This is a genomic window from Pseudomonas sp. ASL8 (assembly GCF_056680355.1).
The window spans coordinates 2,026,204-2,043,240 of sequence record NZ_CM155278.1; the positions used below are offsets into that span (position 1 = coordinate 2,026,204).

Below are 17,037 nucleotides of genomic sequence, written 5' to 3' on the forward strand. Positions count from 1 at the left end.
CCGCGAAAGCGTCAGTCCAGGCAAAGAAGATTCGACAGCATCAAAAAGGAGTCACCGCTAGATGAGCCGCGTACCCGATACATGGATTCTGACTGCCGACTGTCCGAGCGTTTTAGGCACGGTGGACGCGGTGACTCGCTATTTGTTCGAACAGGGCTGCTACGTTACCGAGCACCATTCCTTCGATGATCGACTGTCGAGCCGGTTCTTCATCCGCGTCGAGTTTCGTCAGCCGGAGGGCTTCGATGAGCAGGCTTTCCGTGTGGGCCTGGCCGCACGCGGTGCAGCCTTCGGTATGGTCTTCGAGCTGACCGCACCCAACTATCGGCCCAAAGTGGTGATCATGGTCTCCAAGGCCGATCACTGCCTGAACGATCTGCTTTATCGCCAACGCATCGGCCAGTTGTCCATGGACGTGGTGGCGGTGATCTCCAACCATCCGGATCTGGAACCGCTGGCACGCTGGCACGAGGTTCCTTATTACCACTTCGCCCTCGACCCCAATGACAAGTCAGCGCAAGAGCGTCAGGTCTGGCAAGTGATTCAGGAGTCCGGTGCCGAGCTGGTGATTCTTGCCCGCTACATGCAGGTGCTGTCGCCCGAGCTGTGCCGCCGTCTCGACGGTTGGGCGATCAACATTCACCACTCGTTGCTGCCCGGCTTCAAGGGCGCAAAACCCTACCATCAGGCCTACAACAAGGGCGTGAAACTGGTCGGTGCAACGGCGCATTACATCAACAACGACCTCGACGAAGGCCCGATCATTGCCCAGGGCGTGGAAGCGGTCGATCACAGCCACTACCCCGAAGACCTGATCGCCAAAGGCCGGGATATCGAGGGGCAGACGTTGGCGAGGGCAGTGGGTTATCACATCGAGCGGCGCGTGTTCCTGAACGCGAATCGCACGGTGGTTTTATAGGGTTGACGCATTACATGTAGGTGCGGGCTTGCAACTGCGCGTCCCGCCACGATCGGCCGCGAAGCGGTCGTGATGTTGAAATGGCTGAAGGTCCTGCGGCCCTTATCGCAGGCAAGCCAGCTCCTACATGCCATAAAACAATAATAGAGAGGTGAAAGCATGTCTGGTAATCGTGGTGTGGTGTATCTCGGCGGCGGTAAGGTCGAAGTACAAACAATTCCTTTCCCGAAAATGCAGAACCCACAAGGCAAACGCATTGATCACGGCGTGATCCTGCGTGTGGTATCGACCAACATCTGCGGCTCGGACCAACACATGGTGCGCGGCCGTACCACGGCGCAGACCGGTCTGGTGCTGGGCCATGAAATCACCGGCGAAGTGATCGAAGCCGGTCGCGATGTGGAAAACCTCAAGGTTGGCGATCTGGTTTCCGTGCCGTTCAACGTGGCGTGCGGTCGTTGCCGCAGCTGTAAAGAGCAGAACACCGGCGTGTGCCTGACCGTCAACCCGGCGCGTCCGGGTGGTGCTTACGGTTATGTCGACATGGGTGACTGGGTCGGCGGCCAGGCTGAATACGTGTTGGTACCGTATGCCGACTTCAACCTGCTGAAACTCCCGGACCGCGATGCGGCGATGGAAAAAATCCGCGACCTGACCTGCCTCTCCGACATCCTGCCGACCGGTTATCACGGCGCAGTGACGGCGGGTGTGGGTCCAGGCAGCACCGTGTATGTCGCGGGCGCTGGCCCTGTGGGTCTGGCCGCGGCTGCATCGGCGCGCTTGCTTGGCGCTGCGGTGGTGATCATCGGCGACGTCAACCCGGTTCGCTTGATTCACGCCAAGGCTCAAGGCTTCGAAGTCGCCGACCTGTCGCTGGACACACCACTGCACGAGCAAATCGCTGCGCTGCTGGGCGAGCCGGAAGTGGACTGCGCCATCGACGCCGTAGGCTTCGAAGCCCGTGGTCACGGTCATGATGGTGTGAAACACGAAGCACCGGCCACGGTTCTGAACTCACTGATGGGCGTGGTCCGCGTTGCAGGCAAAATCGGTATTCCTGGCCTGTACGTCACCGAAGATCCAGGCGCAGTCGATGCTGCCGCGAAAATGGGCAGCCTGAGCATTCGTCTTGGCCTTGGCTGGGCTAAATCTCACAGCTTCCACACCGGCCAAACCCCGGTCATGAAATACAACCGCCAACTGATGCAAGCCATCATGTGGGACCGCATCAAAATCGCAGACATCGTCGGCGTCGAAGTCATCAGCCTCGACGAAGCTCCGCGCGGTTACGGCGAATTCGATGCCGGCGTACCGAAGAAGTTTGTGATTGATCCGCACAAGTTGTTCAGTGCGGCGTAAGAGGTCACCGTAAATAAGAAGGGCGGCGCAATGCCGCCTTTTTTACGTGAAAAAATAATATTTGCGGGCGCACAGAGGTTTTTTCTTGCCGGCCTGTGAAGGGGAACAATCAGGCTGATGTCGTGGTCAAACCGTTCAGTTTTATGCCGGCAATTCGCCGGACTCCATGGCTGACGAGGTTGTTTAGATGAAGATTTCACGCGGTTTTGCACTGGCTACGCTAATGACTTTGGCGGCGAGCCCGGTCTTCGCTTTCAACCTGAACGATGCCGCGAATGCGGTTTCCGCTGCCACCGGGGGCAATCAGAAAACCACGGCTGCGCCTGAGGCGGCGGGTTTGCTCAATACGGTGGGCACTCAGCTCAATGTCACCCCCGAACAAGCCATCGGCGGTACCGGGGCGTTGTTGGGGCTGGCTAAAAACAAGTTGAGAAGCGCCGATTATTCGCAGATGACCCAGGCTGTTCCTGGCCTGGATCTATTGTCCGGCGCAGGCGCTTTGGGCGGTCTGGGCGGTTTGTTGGGTGGCTCGGGTAATTCGGCCGCAACCAACGCGTTGGGCAACGTGAAGAGCATGGCGGACGTCAATTCGGCCTTTACAGCGTTGGGCATGGACAGCGGCCTGGTGGGCCAGTTCGCCCCGCTGATCCTGCAATACCTGGGGCAGCAGGGCGCCAGCGGTTCAGCGCTGCAAAGCCTGGGCAGCCTGTGGAATGTCGGTAGCTGATTCACCGGTTTGACGCATCGTCGCGCAAGGCGACGGTGCGTGCGTTGTCTGTGTTTACGAATGTTTCACGCGCGGGTGCCTATGCTGGCGGCACGTTATCGTTGCGAACAGGCTTCATCCATTTAGAGGAATCCCTACGTGAAATCAATCCTGGCCCTGTTGTCTCTGCTGGCCCTCCCTGTGATGGCCGCTGAGCCAACGTTGTACGGTCGCTACGAATACATCGGGGTGCCGGAAATCGGTGAAACCCTTCAGGCGAAAATGGACACGGGCGCTCTGACGGCGTCGCTGTCGGCCAAGGACATCGAGATGTTCAAACGGGATGGCGAAAACTGGGTGCGCTTCCGTCTGGCGACCAAAGGCGCCAGCGACAAGGTCTACGAGCACAAGGTCGCGCGGATCAGCAAGATCAAGACCCGCTCCGAGGAAGATGACGAAGACGTTGCCGACCCGAGCAAACGCCCGGTCGTCGATCTGGAACTGTGCCTGGGCAAGGTCAAACGCACGGTCGAGGTCAATCTGACCGACCGCAGCAGCTTCAATTATCCGCTGCTGATCGGTGCCAAGGCCCTTCGTGAATTCGGTGCCGCAGTCAATCCGGCGCGTCGTTATACCGCGGATAAACCAGATTGCTGATCTGCGGCTGATACCCTTTCGCGAAGACGCCGCCCGTCTCTGCAGATCAAACCTTATGCTGGCGGCTGCGTGCTCTGCATCGATGGCCGCTGGCTGACTTCAGCAAACCAGTTGGCCAGGTGTGGACAGCTGTTGCGCCAGTCCAGATCAGGTTGACGGAAATCCAGATAGCCCAGGGCGGCAGCAACGCTGATGGCGGCGATGTCGAAATGCGAGCTGAGTTCGGCGATTGCGTTCTGCTCGAAATACGCCAGGGAGCGCTGGATTTTTTCGGCCTGGTTGTCCAGCCACAGGTCCCAGTGTTTCTCCGGCGGCCGCAGGGCGGTTTCATACCGAATCAGCAGCGCCGCATCGAGCAGCGCGTCAGCCAGAGATGCCAGGGTCAAACGTCTCCAGCGCGCCGAGCCTTCGCGCGGGATCAGTGGATTGCCGACATGCTGGGTGTCGAGGTATTCGAGAATCACCCGGCTGTCATGAATCACATTGCCGTCAGCCAAACGCAGCGCCGGCAACTTGCCCGCCGGATTGTCCTGATTGAGCGCCGCGTCCGGACTGACAGGGCTGACCTGCGTCGGCAGCAACGCCACTCGATCAAGTTGCCCGGTCTCGTGCAGCAGGATCAACACTTTGCGCGCAAAGGGCGATGCCGGGTTGTAGAACAAGGTCATGCTGGGAACGGACATGGGAATTCCTCGGATGAGACAGGAGCCTAGACTAATCAGCGGGTGGATTGTCCGCAATGACGATCCGTCAACGCGCCAACAACCCCCGCGCACTGAGGACTGCCGGTATACCCATGCCGATCCAGGACAGTGTGTCCCAGCCACCGTCGCCCAATAACGCAGCGAACAGTCCTGCCGCCGTCAGCACGCCGATCCACATCGGTTGAGCGAACACGCGCCAGGCGCTCGAATGCCTGGCCTTCATCGCGGGACCTCTGCTCGTGTCATGTTCGCCGGGGCGGCGGCACGGCGTCGGACCCACCACAAGTACAGGCCGCTGCCGAGTACGACGATGGTCAGCCCATCGAGCAGCCCCCACAACACTTTCATCGGCATGCCGCCGTAATCGCCGAAGTGCAGCGGTTGCGACATCCCCAACGCACTCATGTACCACGGGCGTTTGCCAACGGCGGTGACGAGCAGGTTGCTGGCGTCGATCAGCACCGGGGTCAGCAGATGTGCGGTGAGGTGGGTGGCGCCTTTCATGAAGACGGCGTAGTGATGCTCGCTGGAAAAGCGCGTACCGGGAAAGGCAATGAAGTCTGCCTTCATGCCCGGCGCGGCCGCTTCGGCGATGTCCAGCAAGCGGCTCGCGGGCGCCCGTTGCTCCAAGGGTGGCGCGTCGCGGTAGGGCGCGATCATCGTTGCCAGGCTGTCGTTGCGCCAAGCGGCGATCACCAGATCAGCGCAAGCATTGATCACCCCGGTCACGCCGACCACCAGCGCCCAGGTCAGCGTGACTACGCCGATCAGGTTATGCAGGTCCAGCCAGCGCACCCGCGTTGATTTGTCTGAGCGCACGGTGGCGAATGCGAGCCGACGCATGAACGGCGCGTACAGCACGGTCCCGGAAATGATCGCCACGACAAACAGCAGACCCATGAACGCCAGCAGCAGTTTGCCGGTCAGCCCGGCGTACATGTCCACATGCAGGCGCAGCATGACCATCATGAAACCACCGTTGGCCGACGGGCTCTCAAAGGCTTCGCCGGTGCGGGCATCGAGCATGAAGGTGTGGGAGGCATTCGGTTCGGTCCCGGCCGTGGGCGCCATGATCGCCATCACGCCGTTGGGATCGTCATCGTCCCAGCCAAAATATTGCATCACGTCGCCCGGGCGATGGGCCTCGGCGAAGGTGACAAGCTGCTGCAGGTCCAGGTGCGGTGTGTCGGCGGGCATCTGTTTGAGTTCAGGTGAGTTGCCCAGCAGGTGATCGATTTCATGATGAAAAATCAGTGGCAGCCCGGTGACCGCCAGCATCAGCAGAAACAGGGTGCAGATCAGGCTGCTCCAGGTGTGGACAAAGGACCAGCGGCGGATGGTTTGGCTTTTCATGGTTTATCCAAAAGCGAAGGGCCACGTGTCAGTGGCCCTGTTTCATACAGTCTGTTTTATCAATCGGGGTGAGTTACCACTTGTAGTTGACGCTGGCCATGACGTTGCGTTGGTCACCGTAGTAGCACCACGAGCCGTCACAGGTGGACAGATAGTCCTTGTTGAAAATGTTCTTTGCCTCGACTGCGACCGATGCGCCTTTGAGGCTGTTGCCCAACCGCCCAAGATCGTAGTGCACCGACGCGTCGTATACGGTGTAAGAACCGACATGACCCAAATCGGTATTGCTCTGGTTGCCATAGGTGTCGCCGACATAGCGCACGCCTGCACCCACACCGAAGCCGTCGAGCGCGCCGTTGTGCCAGGTGTAATCGCTCCACAACGTGGCCTGGTGGCGCGGAATCTGAGGGACACGATTGCCTTTGTCATTCCCCTTGAGGATTTCGGTGTCGTTATAGGTGTAGGAACCGATCAGTTTGAGGTTCTCGGTGACATCAGACGTCGCTTCCAACTCGAGGCCACGAACGCTGACTTCGCCGATCTGGCTAGTGACGTTGCCTTCAGCGGCGAGCACATTTTTCTGGCGCAGGTCGAATACGGCCGCGGTCAGGAGCGTCTTGCTGCCAGGCGGTTGATATTTCAGCCCCGCCTCGTATTGTCGGCCCTCGGTCGGTTTGAACGACTCTGTTGCGTTGACGCTGGCGCCCATGGCTGGCTGGAAAGACTCGGAATAAGAGACATAAGGCGTGAAGCCGCTATCGAACACATAACTCAGGCCTGCGTTGCCGCTGAACGCCTTGTCGCGCTGAGTATTGGTGGCACCGTTATTGTTGTAGAAGGTCGTACCGGTATGTATCCAGTCTTCGCGGCCACCCAGGGTCAGGCGCCATTTATCCAGGGCGATCTGATCCTGGACGTAAAGACCTGTTTGCCGGGTTTTTTGGTCATAGTTGTTATAGGGGTAAAAGTCGGCGTTGGAGAAGTCCTGGCCGTAGACCGGTGTGTTCACATTCGACGTGGGCGCGCTTCCATAAGCGTAAAGCCACGTGTAGTGGGTGTTCGAGCGCTGATGATCCAGGCCCAGCAAGAGGGTGTGGCTCAAGGCGCCGGTCTGGAAGTCGGCCTGGAAGTTGTTGTCCACGGCGAACTGGCTGATGTCTTCATCGATTTTGCTGGCGTCGCGCAAGAGCGTGCCATCGGGGCTGACGGTACTGCTTCCCAGTGAAGCGGTCACGCCCTGGAAGGCCAGGTCGCTCTTGGTATAACGCAGGTTTTGTTTGAACTGCCAAACATCGTTCAGGCGATGATCGAAGGCGTAGCCGAGCGAGTAGTAGGTGCGGTCGTAGAATTCCCAGTCTGGATCGCCGAGGTTTTTGTGGTGGGAAATCGTGCCCGCCGCCGACGGTAGCTTGGTGCCTTGCAGGGGCAGAAACTGTCCAGTGATGCCGGTGTCATCTCGGGTGTACTGGGAGATAAAGGTCAGGTGAGTATCGTCGTCGATGTTCCAGGTCAGGCTCGGCGCGATGTTGTAGCGCTTGTCCGGAACATGGTCCACCGGCGCGTTGCTGTCGCGCACAGTGCCGCTGACACGGTAGAGGAAACGCCCCTCGTCATCGACCTTGCCTGTGCTGTCGAAATTGATCTGTTTGTGTTCGTTGCTCCCAGCTTGCAGTTCCACTTCATGGCTGCTGACTGCTTGTGGACGACGGCTGACCATGTCCAGCATGCCGCCGGGCGGAGTCTGACCGTAGACCGAGGACGACGGCCCGCGCAGGACGGCGATGCGTTCTAGGTTCCATGGCTCTACTTTAGGGTTGGCGAAAGAGCCCTTTGGCAGCGGCAGACCATCGAGGAACTGGGTTGGGTCGAAGCCCCGAATCCGCAACCAGTCGGAACGCGAGTCCGCGCCATAACCACTGCTCATGACGCCGGCGGTGTAGCGCAGGGCGTCGTTGAGGCTCAACACCGAACGATCATCCATTTGTTGGCGAGTGACAACCGAGATCGAGCGCGGCGCTTCAACGATCGGCGTATCCGTCTTGGTGCCAGCGGCACTGCGGGTTGCTGTGTAACCCTCCACCGGGCCCCACGCCGTTTCATAGCTGCTCTGACCTTGAATGGTGGTCTCGGGCAAGGCGACGACGCCATCCGGTGCCGCCATCAGGCTGTAGGTACCGACGCTGCTCTGCACCAGTTGCACACCCGTGCCGCGCAGGGCCTGGCGCAGGGCGCCGGTCGCATCGAACTGGCCCTTGACCGGTGCCGACGTGCGGCCAGCAGCCAGCGAAGGATCAAGCGCCAGGGCGAGGCCTGCCTGGCTGGCGATCTGGTTCAGCGTCGTCGCCAGGGACCCGGCCGGCAGGTCGTAGGTGCGCACGCTGGAAGCCTGCTCGGCGGCCATCAAGGGTGTGCTGGTCAGTGGAACGGCCAGCGCGATGGCCAAGGCCAGAAGGCTGGGGCGCATAAGGGTATTAAGCGTGCGGGACATTAGGCGGCTCCTGAATGGAAACTGTTCTCAATGCCTATGTGCCGAACGAGAAGCAAAAAGTGATAGAGCTAATTGAAAATTATTTAGATTTAGTTTGAGGTTTGTGATTTTGCGGACACTGGACCGTTATTTTTTGGGTCATGAGCGACCACCGTCACCCACCATTGGGTGTGCTGCTCGATCTGCACCGGCAGGGTTGGCAGCAGGGCTTTGAGCGCCAGATCGGTATTGGTCAGCGGAAAACTTCCGGTTATTCGCAGGTCGGCGATTTCCGGGGCTACGCCCAGATGGCCTTGGCGATAACGTCCCAGTTCGACAATCAGATCCCCCAGCCGAACGTTGTCCACCACCAGCATGCCGCGGGTCCAGGCGTCCGTGCCGGGGCGCAGGGTGAGCATCGGCCCGAAGCTGTCGCGACGCATCAATACTTGCTGGCCCTCCTGCAGGACGTGCTCGCTCTCGCTAGCCTGCGGGTGAGCGGCGACCGCCGATTGCAGCACGCTCAGCCGGGTGCCGTCGTCTTCGCGCTTGACCAGAAAGCGTGTGCCCAGCGCGCGCATGCGACCTTCACCGGTCTCTACGATAAAAGGACGTGGATCATCGTGGCTGCCGGTCTCGACCAGAATTTCGCCTTCCTGAAGAATGATCCGACGTTGGTTGGCGTCGAATCGCACGTCCACGGCGCTATGGGTATTAAGGCGAATCAAGGTGTTGTCCGACAGGCGCAAGGTCCGTTGCTCACCCGTGGCGGTGCGTTGATCGGCCAGCCAGTAATCGAGCGGCAGGTAACGATTGCCCACAAACAGCGCCAGTCCACAGGCCAACGCCACGCTGGCCAGACCACCCCCCAGCGTGCGTACTCGCTGACGAATACCGGCACGCGATTGCAGCAACGCTGTGCGCGCCGGACCCGAGGCGATGGCAAAGCGCTGATCGAGCATGCCCAGTTGCGTCCAGGCGCGGGCGTGTTCTTCATCCGAGGCATACCATGTGGCGAACTCGGCGCGTTCTGCTTCACTGGCCGAATCCAGGCATAGCTGCCAGGCAATCGCCGCGTCCAGAACCCTCGACGACACGGGGCTGAAACCGCTCATACCGGTTCGCCATACAGCGCGACGTAACACTGACGAATGCCCTGCGTCAGGTATTGCCGCACACGGGGCACCGACACGCCAAGACGCTCAGCGATTTCGCCGTGGGTCATGCCATCGAGGCGGTTATAGAGGAAGGCCGCCCGTGCTTTGCTCGACAACTTGGCCAGCAGCCGGTCGATGGCTTTGAGGTCTTCGAGGATCAGTTGTTGCTCTTCCAGCGACGGGTGTTCGGCCTCTGGAATCAGCATCAGTTCGGTCAGGTAAGCCTGCTCCAGCGCCGCACGCCGGAAATAATCGAACAGCAGCCCTTTGGCAATCGCCACCAGAAAAGCCCTGGGCTCATGGGGTGCTTTCAACTCTTTACGGCTGAGCAAGCGGATAAAGGTGTCCTGGCTCAAATCTTCTGCGCGGTGTGGGCAGGCAACGTTGCGCCGCAACCAAGACAGCAGCCAGCCCCGATGGTCACGGTATAACGCGCCAACGAGCTCGCTTTGGGTGCTTTGGACTGACGACACGCACGGCCCCGGATAATAATCTTTGATTAATGAGAATTATTCGCGATTATGTCAGGGTAGATGAGCGCGCGCAATTGGCGCTCACCGTGTCGTGGGGTCGGGTGGCGATTAGCCTTGTTGGTTATATAGGGTGGCGAGTGAGGGCTGTGATGCGATGGCGCAGGATGATCAAGCCCTTGCCATCGCTTGCCTTCCGTTTACTGTGTAGGCCCGAACCAGCCATAGGAAATTTTACCGTCGAGGTTGCCTCCGTAATCGACCACCACTCTCACGTTGCTGTCCTCGTATGACTTATTGAAACTGGGGATCAGAACGGGCATCAGGATGTCCTGCTTGATGGTGACCGTGGCACGACCCTGGCTGAAGCTACCACCGGGATGGCCGGCAAAAGCAAACGACGAATTTTTCTTGGCGCTGATAATCCTGCCGGATCGAATTTCATCGTTGTCACATCCGTAGGCATTATTGCCGTACCCCATCTGGAAGTTGGAATGCTTCACAAAAGGCACGGTGCACACGATGTTCTGCGTGCCGTTATTCCCCTCATAAAAAACAATGGCGGTGTCGGAGAAGTCATTGACAGCAGGCGTTCTGCCTACCCGGATTCGTGAGACTTTACCGTCGAGGCCGTTGTTGTGAAACGCCATCACGTTTACCCAGGCACTTGATTGGGATGTTTCGAACGAATTAATCGTAATTGATGATTTTAAAGGGATTGTAGATTTGATATCAATGATGACGAAATCGTCTTGCCTGTTGGCGTCAGGAGAGTCGTAAAGCGTGATCCGAGTACCGGCTCTGACCCCTCTGAGTTGTAGCGACCTTGCCTCGTCGTTCTCACAGCCTTTTGTGGGTAGCCTTAAATCATAATTATGATTGGCCGGTAAAACACACACAGTGTCGCCCGCCGTAGAAGCATTGTTTTTTTCGTAGAAGTAAAGTCCACCTTGACTCAGCGCTGCGGCGTAAGGGAAACCGTCGCCCACCTGGTTAAAGTCAAGCGCTATGAAGTTAGGATTTTTATTGGCGGTCGGCCCGGTACAATACTCCTCAGCTCGTCTCATTAGTCGGGTCAGGTTATTGTCGACATTGCCTGCGTCTGCTTGAGATCCACCCCACTCGTGGAATTGATTCATCACAAATAAACGAGGCCAAGGGTGTGCTGTATTCGTGAGTTTAGTGCTCAGTGGGAAGCCGTATCGGGTTTCGCAAGCCCAGTGGTGGTTAAAAACGGTGGTACCAATATTGTAGGTGTTCTCAATGGTATAAACGTTGTCTCTCAGTATAGGGAAGTGGGTGCTTCCGCTGTTGAAACTGCCTGTTGTTTCGCCTGAACTGGTCAGAATAACCAGTCGCTTATTGCGGGTTATCATCTCTTGCAGTGTCGGCCAGTCTTGGGTTTTAAAGTCGGCCGGGTTGAATACATAAGCGCCCAGCTCCGGGTTGGTTTGGTTAAAGGCTGCCTGGAGTTGATCGCGGGTGACGTAGGCTTCAAAGTGAAGCGTAAGGACGGCGCTGGGGTTGTTTTTTAAAAAAGGCAAGAAGGTGTTGTTAAATGCGTCGGTCAGCGACCCTCCTGCACAACCAATCACCGGTATGTCGTGACACAATTTTACGCTGCCTCGAGTTCCGGCATCATAATGCAAGTCCAGCATGAACCCCCTCACGCCTCTCGTAAGTTGCTCGTTCATATTATTAAGGTACGCATTGTGTGCCGACACCCACGTGTATTGACCAAAGGGTTTTGAGAAATCATTAATGCCCGGCGCGGTTTCCTCCAGTGACTTGAGGTAGGTCCAATACGCATTGCTGGTGGCTGTGGTGGGGTAATTATAGTTACTGGCGCTGGCGTTACCTTCAAAACGAGAGATGAAGTACAAATGTCTATTGCTGTAGAGGTAGTCATGCACCGCTCCGACCCATGTAGGCTCGTCCCACTCTTTAGGGTCCGCATACGTTCCCACGTGTTTGCCGAGGTAGGTCCAGTTATTATTACTTGTTTCCGTCGTGGGATAGTACCAGTTGTTTTTTGAGGGATCTCCCTCCTGTTTCGCCGCGAAGTAGAATACGTTTCCGTGGTAGTCATAGCGATGGATTTCGCCTGGCAGAGTAGGTTCGTCCCACTGTTTGGGGTCCGCCAGCGTTCCGAGATGCTGGCCCTGATAGGTCCAATTGTTATCACTGGTAGCCGTTGTGGGGTAAAGCCAATTATTTGCCGAGGGTACGCCTTGTTTTTTAGCAGCAAAGAAGAAGTGTTTGCCGCCATAGTCGTACCAATGAATCGCGTTAGACCAAGTGGGTTCGTCCCAGTCTTTGGGCTCTGTAAACGAGCCCTTGTGTTTACCAAGGAAGGTCCAATCACTATTGCTGCTGAACGTCGTGGGGTAATACCAAAAACTGGCGGATGCATTGCCTTCGTTTAACGCACTGAAGTAGGTGCGTTGTCCGTCAATCTCATAATAGTGAATCGCTGTTGGCCAGGTTATTTCATCCCACTCTTTTGAGTCTTCGTACGTTCCTGCGTGCTGACTGGTTCCTCTGTACGTCCATTGGTTGTTGCTGGTTTCGGTGGTGGGGTAATACCAGCCTCTCTCTGAAGGGGTGCCTTCGACGAGAGAAGAAAAGTACATATGTTTGCCATTGTAAAGATAGTCGTGTATCTGCCCGGGCCATGTGGGTTCGTCCCACCTTTTTGGGTCCGTAAACGTACCCGCATGTGCGCGACTCTCCCTGTTGGCCTCACCGTTATTGCTGGAGCCGACGAACATCCACGCGTTATTGCTGCTTGACGCATCAGGGTAGTTCCAACCCGCCTCAGGAGGCGTGCCGTAGCCATTCGATTGGAAGTACAACGTCTGGTTATCTTTCGTTAGTGCGTGAATGGCTTCAGGCCACGTCAAGTCGTCCGCGCCCTTGGGATCGGTAGAGGTGCCGGCATGTTGATCCGTCCCCAAATAAGCCCAGTACGCATTTGATGACGGCGCGGGCGGATAAGGCCAGTCATGCTGGGATGGAGTGCCTTCTACCCGTGATTGAAAGTACGTGCGATGGCCTTCACTTTCGGTGGAGTGAATGGCTCCCATCCATGTCATGTCATCCTGAGTTTTTGGTTGTTTAAACGTGCCAGGGTTTTTCGCACTTCCTGCCCATGTCCAATATTGATTGCCACCTGACTCCAGGGGGAGCGGCCAGTCATGAGTGGACGCGTCGCCCTCTACTTGCGAAACGTAATAACGAGACTGCTCGGCGTCTTGTGACACGTGTACAGCACCGATCCACGTGATCTCGTCCTGACCTTTTGGGTCCGCAACGTTGCCCTCGTGCTTGCTCTCACCCACATATCCCCAGCGCTCATTACTGGTGGCGGTCTCCGGGAACGGCCAATCATGCTCAGAGGGGATGCCATCACCCTGCAGCAGGGTAAAATAAAGACGTTGGCTGCCGGACGTTGAAACGTGAATCTGGCCCGGCCAAGTTGGCTCGTCCTTGCCCTTTGGATCGCCTATGGTGCCTGCATGTAGCTGTTCGCCCGCATGCCCCATAGCCGGTGGGGTCATCGTCGTATGAGGTGTCTGTGGCGTGTTGTTGTCAGTCTCTGATGTGGGCTGTGCCGCCGCAACGTCTGTCAATGTCATCAAAGCCACCAGCATTACCGTCCTTGGTGCATTCAGCATCACATGCCTCCGGGCAACGTAGTCGTTGCCGCGAAAATGGCTAACCTTCAAAAACGCCGTCCGGTTGCCGAGGGTTCAATCCTTCGGGGTTCCGGGCATTGAGGTTATTTAGTACTCAATCAGGTCGGTTGGGTACTAGCAGAAATGCTAGGTTTGCTGCATTAGCCAGACTTAAAACGAATGAGTTTCCTGGCGTCTGCGCCAATGGCTGAGTTGTTGATCGAGGCTTGCCGGGCTGTCGATTTGTTGGCGGCGGGCGTAGCTGAACAGAATCAGCGCCAGCTCTGCGGTGACCAGTGCGTCGGCGCTGGCGTGATGGCGTTCGCCGGCTTGCAGGCCGAAAAACGCAGTCCAGGCATCCAGCCCACCCTTGCGAATGTGCGCCTGCGGGCAAAGCATCGGCGCCATCTCGGCGACATCGAAAAAGCTGTGCTGCAAGCGATAACCGAGGCTGTCTTTCAAGGCGCGGCCGAGCATGTGCCGGTCAAACGCCGCATGAAACGCCATCATCGGGCTACTGCCGACGAACTCCATCAGGTCCAGAAGGGCATCCGCCGGGTCACAGCCAGCCGCAATGGCGCTGGGGCCCAGACCGTGAATCAACACGCTGGGGCTGACCTTGTGATCCGAGCGCAGCAAGGTCCGCTCGAACTGCTGAGAAAGGTCGATGGCGCCGTCCTCGATCACCACTGCGCCAATCGACAGCACTTGATCACGGTTGAGGTTCAACCCGGTGGTTTCCAGGTCCAGGACCACCCAACGTTGTTGGCGCAGTGGGTTCTTGTTGAGCGCGGCGCAGGGCAATAGCTGCTCCAGCCGTTGCTGTTGGTGTGCGTTCAAGTGAGGGGCTTGCGGGCGTAGCCAACCGAATATATTCAGATTCATAGCTGATAACGCAGCGTCAGGCTGCTTTGCAGGCGTTGGGCCTGGCGCAGCGACTCACGCAGAATTCGTCGGTCCAGGTGGTTGAGAATGTCCGGGTCGACCCGGTTGGAGTACGGCTGATTTTGCCGGCTTTGCATTTGATGTTGCTGCATGCGGGTTTGCTGAATGAAGTGGTAGGCCTCTTCATAGGCGGCACCGTCGAGCGGTTCGATCACTTCTTTGGCGACCAATTGACGAAAGCGTTCCAAGGTATTGCTGGCTTCAATGCCGTTGGACAAGGCCAGTAGGCGGGCGCCGTCGACAAAGGGGGTCAGGCCTTGGACTTTAAGGTCCAGCGTGGCTTTTTCGCCGCCTTTGCGCGCGAGCACGAACTCACGGAAGCGCCCCACGGGCGGCTGATGACGAAGTGCATTTTCGGCCATCATGCGCTGGAACAGGCGATTGTCGGCGATTTGATCAAGAATCTCGTGCCGCAGTTGATCGGCGCCTTGCTCATCGCCCCACACCACCCGCAAGTCGAAATAAATCGTCGAGGCCAGCAGGTTTTCAGGTGTTGCCTCACGAATGAACGCGCTGAAACGCCGTGACCATTCCGCGCGGGACAGGCACAGGTCCGGGTTGCCGGCCATGATATTGCCCTTGCACAGGGTAAATCCGCACTGCGCCAGGCTTTGGTTGATCTGTTGCGCCAGGGGCAATAACTTCCCACGGATTTCAGCCGCGTGTGCCGCATCGCGGGCTTCGAACAGAATGCCGTTGTCCTGGTCGGTGAGTAGCGTTTGTTCACGACGGCCTTCACTGCCGAAGCACAACCAGGTGAACGCAATGCCGGGGTCGCCTTTCTCTGCCAGGGTCAGCTCGATGACCCTGGACACCGTGTGATCGTTGAGCAGGGTGATGATCTGAGTAATCTGGGTCGACGAGGCACCATGGGCGAGCATGCGGTCGACCAATTGCACGATTTCCCCGCGCAGGTTGGCCAGGCTTTCAATGCGCGGGGCGGTACGGATGGTCCGTGCCAAATGCACCAGGTCCACGCGCTGCAAAGAGAACAGGTCGCGCTCGGACACCACGCCGCACAAGCGCTTGTCCTTGACCAGGCACACGTGGGCGATATGCCGTTCGGTCATCGCGATGGCGGCATCGAAGGCGGTGGCATCGGGGCTGAGAGAAAACGGCGCCTGAGTCATTCGCTGCTCGATGGGCAGGCCCAGGTCCTCAACGCCGTCGGCCACCACTTGGCGCAAATCACGCAGGGTGAAGATGCCCAGCGGTGTTTTGCGCTCGTCGACAATCACGATGCTGCCCACTTGCTGATCGTGCATCAGCTTGACTGCCGCCCGCAAAGGCGTGTCGCGGGTGCACGTCACGGGATGACGCATGGCCAGTTCGCCGAGCCGCGTGTTCAACGAATACTGCATGCCGAGGGTCTCCACGGCGCGCTGCTGAACCTGTTGATTGACCTGGTCGAGCAGGCTGCTGACCCCGCGCAAGGCGAAATCACGGAAAGTGTTGGAAAGGGCAAACAGCTTGATGAAGGCGAGCTTGTTCAGTTGCAGGCAGAAGGTGTCTTCGGCCGCCAGATGCTCGGTGCGGGTAGCCCGCTCGCCCAGCAACGCCGCCAGGGGGAAGCATTCCCCGGTGGTGATCTCGAACGTGGTTTCGGTGCCACTCTTGACGGTATGAGGGCGTTCGCCGACCACACGGCCTTGCTTGACGATGTAAAAATGTTCTACCGGTCCCTCACTGGGCTTGATGATGCTTTCGCCCGTCGCGTAAAAACGCAGTTGGCACTGTTCGACCAGATACGCGAGGTGGGCGTTTTCCATCTGATTGAACGGGGGGAATTTTTGCAAGAACTGAATCGTGCCCTGAATGTTCTGCAACACCGCCGTTTTGCCTGCCTGGGTGAAAGCATCCGCTTTGCTCATGACCACTACCGCACTTTTTTGTCGATTTTTATCGAATGGGTTTTAGACGTTCATGGTCGGCCGCTTGCAAGGCAGTGCCCATTGGACGTAAGTCTAGGATCGCTGAAAAATGCTTAACTCAACTCAGCGGGGTTCGCATAAATTGGTGCAGTGGCTATCGTGGATTTCGTAGGTGAACATGGACGCGCAAAGCCGACGAGACGTACTGCTAAATCAGGGCAATCCGCTGTCTGAGTAGGGCTTGGTAAAGGATGAGAGTGTATGCCGGACCTCGATATTTTGAGCGATGAAGAGCGCGAGGCCCTCAATCAGGTGATGCAAGCGCCTGATGAGCCTGTGCAACAGCGGGTGCTGATCGTCGATGATAATAAAGACGCGCGCGAGGTATTGGCCGAAATTCTCAGCCTCAATGGCATCAGGTGTCTCACGGCGGCCAGTGGCAGTACCGCGTTAAACCTGCTGAACACCCATGAATCCATCGGTTTGTTGATCACCGACCTGAAGATGGCGCCCTGCAGTGGGCTGGACTTGATTCGTCAGGTGCGTGAATCCGAGCGTGCGGCGCTGCCGATCATCATTGTTTCCGGCGACGCCAACGTGAAAGACGCCATCGCGGCAATGCACTTGAGTGTGGTGGATTTTTTGCTCAAGCCGATCAATACCAAGCAGTTGTTGGCGTTGGTCAAGCGTGAGTTGGGGATGGGATGAGGGGGGTGTCAGGTACACCGAGTCCAGCTATTCGCGTATGAATT

Annotated in this window: 14 protein-coding genes; 5 read left to right on the top strand and 9 right to left on the bottom strand. The window is 57.8% G+C overall.

Annotated features, from left to right (window positions below):
* Positions 1-61: 61 nt before the first annotated feature.
* The 4 genes from purU to rloA2 all read left to right on the top strand — a co-directional run bounded on the left by purU (position 62) and on the right by rloA2 (position 3,641).
* A complete protein-coding gene (gene purU / locus AC1MEA_RS09185; protein ID WP_480917493.1) occupies positions 62-919 on the top strand; it encodes a formyltetrahydrofolate deformylase in 858 nt (285 codons plus the stop codon).
* A gap of 159 nt (positions 920-1,078) precedes the next feature.
* Positions 1,079-2,278 carry a formaldehyde dehydrogenase, glutathione-independent gene (fdhA, locus tag AC1MEA_RS09190; RefSeq protein WP_219064051.1) on the top strand — a complete coding sequence of 400 codons (1,200 nt, stop codon included), beginning with the start codon at positions 1,079-1,081 and terminating at the stop codon, positions 2,276-2,278.
* A gap of 187 nt (positions 2,279-2,465) precedes the next feature.
* Complete coding sequence (locus AC1MEA_RS09195; protein ID WP_480917495.1) at positions 2,466-3,005, top strand: DUF2780 domain-containing protein; 540 nt, start codon at positions 2,466-2,468, stop codon at positions 3,003-3,005.
* Between the two features lie 138 nt (positions 3,006-3,143).
* Positions 3,144-3,641, top strand: a complete 498-nt coding sequence (gene rloA2 / locus AC1MEA_RS09200) for a retropepsin-like aspartic peptidase RloA2 (RefSeq protein WP_449633870.1) — start codon at positions 3,144-3,146, stop codon at positions 3,639-3,641.
* A gap of 53 nt (positions 3,642-3,694) precedes the next feature.
* On the opposite strand, the gene AC1MEA_RS09205 is transcribed toward rloA2, so the two are convergent.
* From AC1MEA_RS09205 to AC1MEA_RS09245, 9 genes are all read right to left on the bottom strand, one after another.
* Complete coding sequence (locus AC1MEA_RS09205) at positions 3,695-4,324, bottom strand: glutathione S-transferase (RefSeq protein WP_480917497.1); 630 nt, start codon at positions 4,322-4,324, stop codon at positions 3,695-3,697.
* A 67-nt stretch (positions 4,325-4,391) separates the two neighbouring features.
* Entirely contained in the window at positions 4,392-4,568 is a 177-nt protein-coding gene (locus AC1MEA_RS09210; RefSeq protein ID WP_449633872.1) for a hypothetical protein, read from the bottom strand.
* A complete protein-coding gene (locus AC1MEA_RS09215; protein ID WP_480917499.1) occupies positions 4,565-5,698 on the bottom strand; it encodes a PepSY-associated TM helix domain-containing protein in 1,134 nt (377 codons plus the stop codon). The genes AC1MEA_RS09210 and AC1MEA_RS09215 overlap by 4 nt, the downstream gene beginning before the upstream one ends.
* Before the next feature lie 73 nt (positions 5,699-5,771).
* Complete coding sequence (locus AC1MEA_RS09220) at positions 5,772-8,186, bottom strand: TonB-dependent siderophore receptor (RefSeq protein ID WP_480917501.1); 2,415 nt, start codon at positions 8,184-8,186, stop codon at positions 5,772-5,774.
* An 89-nt stretch (positions 8,187-8,275) separates the two neighbouring features.
* The gene (locus tag AC1MEA_RS09225) at positions 8,276-9,280 is read right to left on the bottom strand and encodes a FecR domain-containing protein (RefSeq protein WP_480917503.1); all 1,005 of its coding nucleotides are present in this window, start codon (positions 9,278-9,280) and stop codon (positions 8,276-8,278) included.
* The gene (locus AC1MEA_RS09230; RefSeq protein ID WP_480917505.1) at positions 9,277-9,795 is read right to left on the bottom strand and encodes an RNA polymerase sigma factor; all 519 of its coding nucleotides are present in this window, start codon (positions 9,793-9,795) and stop codon (positions 9,277-9,279) included. The genes AC1MEA_RS09225 and AC1MEA_RS09230 overlap by 4 nt, the downstream gene beginning before the upstream one ends.
* 197 nt (positions 9,796-9,992) lie before the next feature.
* Positions 9,993-13,469 (bottom strand): phosphoinositide-specific phospholipase C-related protein, encoded by a 3,477-nt coding sequence (locus tag AC1MEA_RS09235; protein ID WP_480917507.1) that lies wholly within the window; start codon positions 13,467-13,469, stop codon positions 9,993-9,995.
* A 171-nt stretch (positions 13,470-13,640) separates the two neighbouring features.
* Positions 13,641-14,348 (bottom strand): 3'-5' exonuclease, encoded by a 708-nt coding sequence (locus AC1MEA_RS09240; RefSeq protein ID WP_449633938.1) that lies wholly within the window; start codon positions 14,346-14,348, stop codon positions 13,641-13,643.
* 2 nt (positions 14,349-14,350) lie between these two features.
* Positions 14,351-16,285 carry a putative nucleotidyltransferase substrate binding domain-containing protein gene (locus AC1MEA_RS09245; protein ID WP_480917509.1) on the bottom strand — a complete coding sequence of 645 codons (1,935 nt, stop codon included), beginning with the start codon at positions 16,283-16,285 and terminating at the stop codon, positions 14,351-14,353.
* Positions 16,286-16,546: 261 nt separating this feature from the next.
* On the opposite strand from AC1MEA_RS09245, the gene AC1MEA_RS09250 reads away from it, so the two are divergent.
* Positions 16,547-16,993, top strand: a complete 447-nt coding sequence (locus AC1MEA_RS09250) for a response regulator (RefSeq protein WP_219064551.1) — start codon at positions 16,547-16,549, stop codon at positions 16,991-16,993.
* The last annotated feature ends 44 nt before the right edge of the window (positions 16,994-17,037 follow it).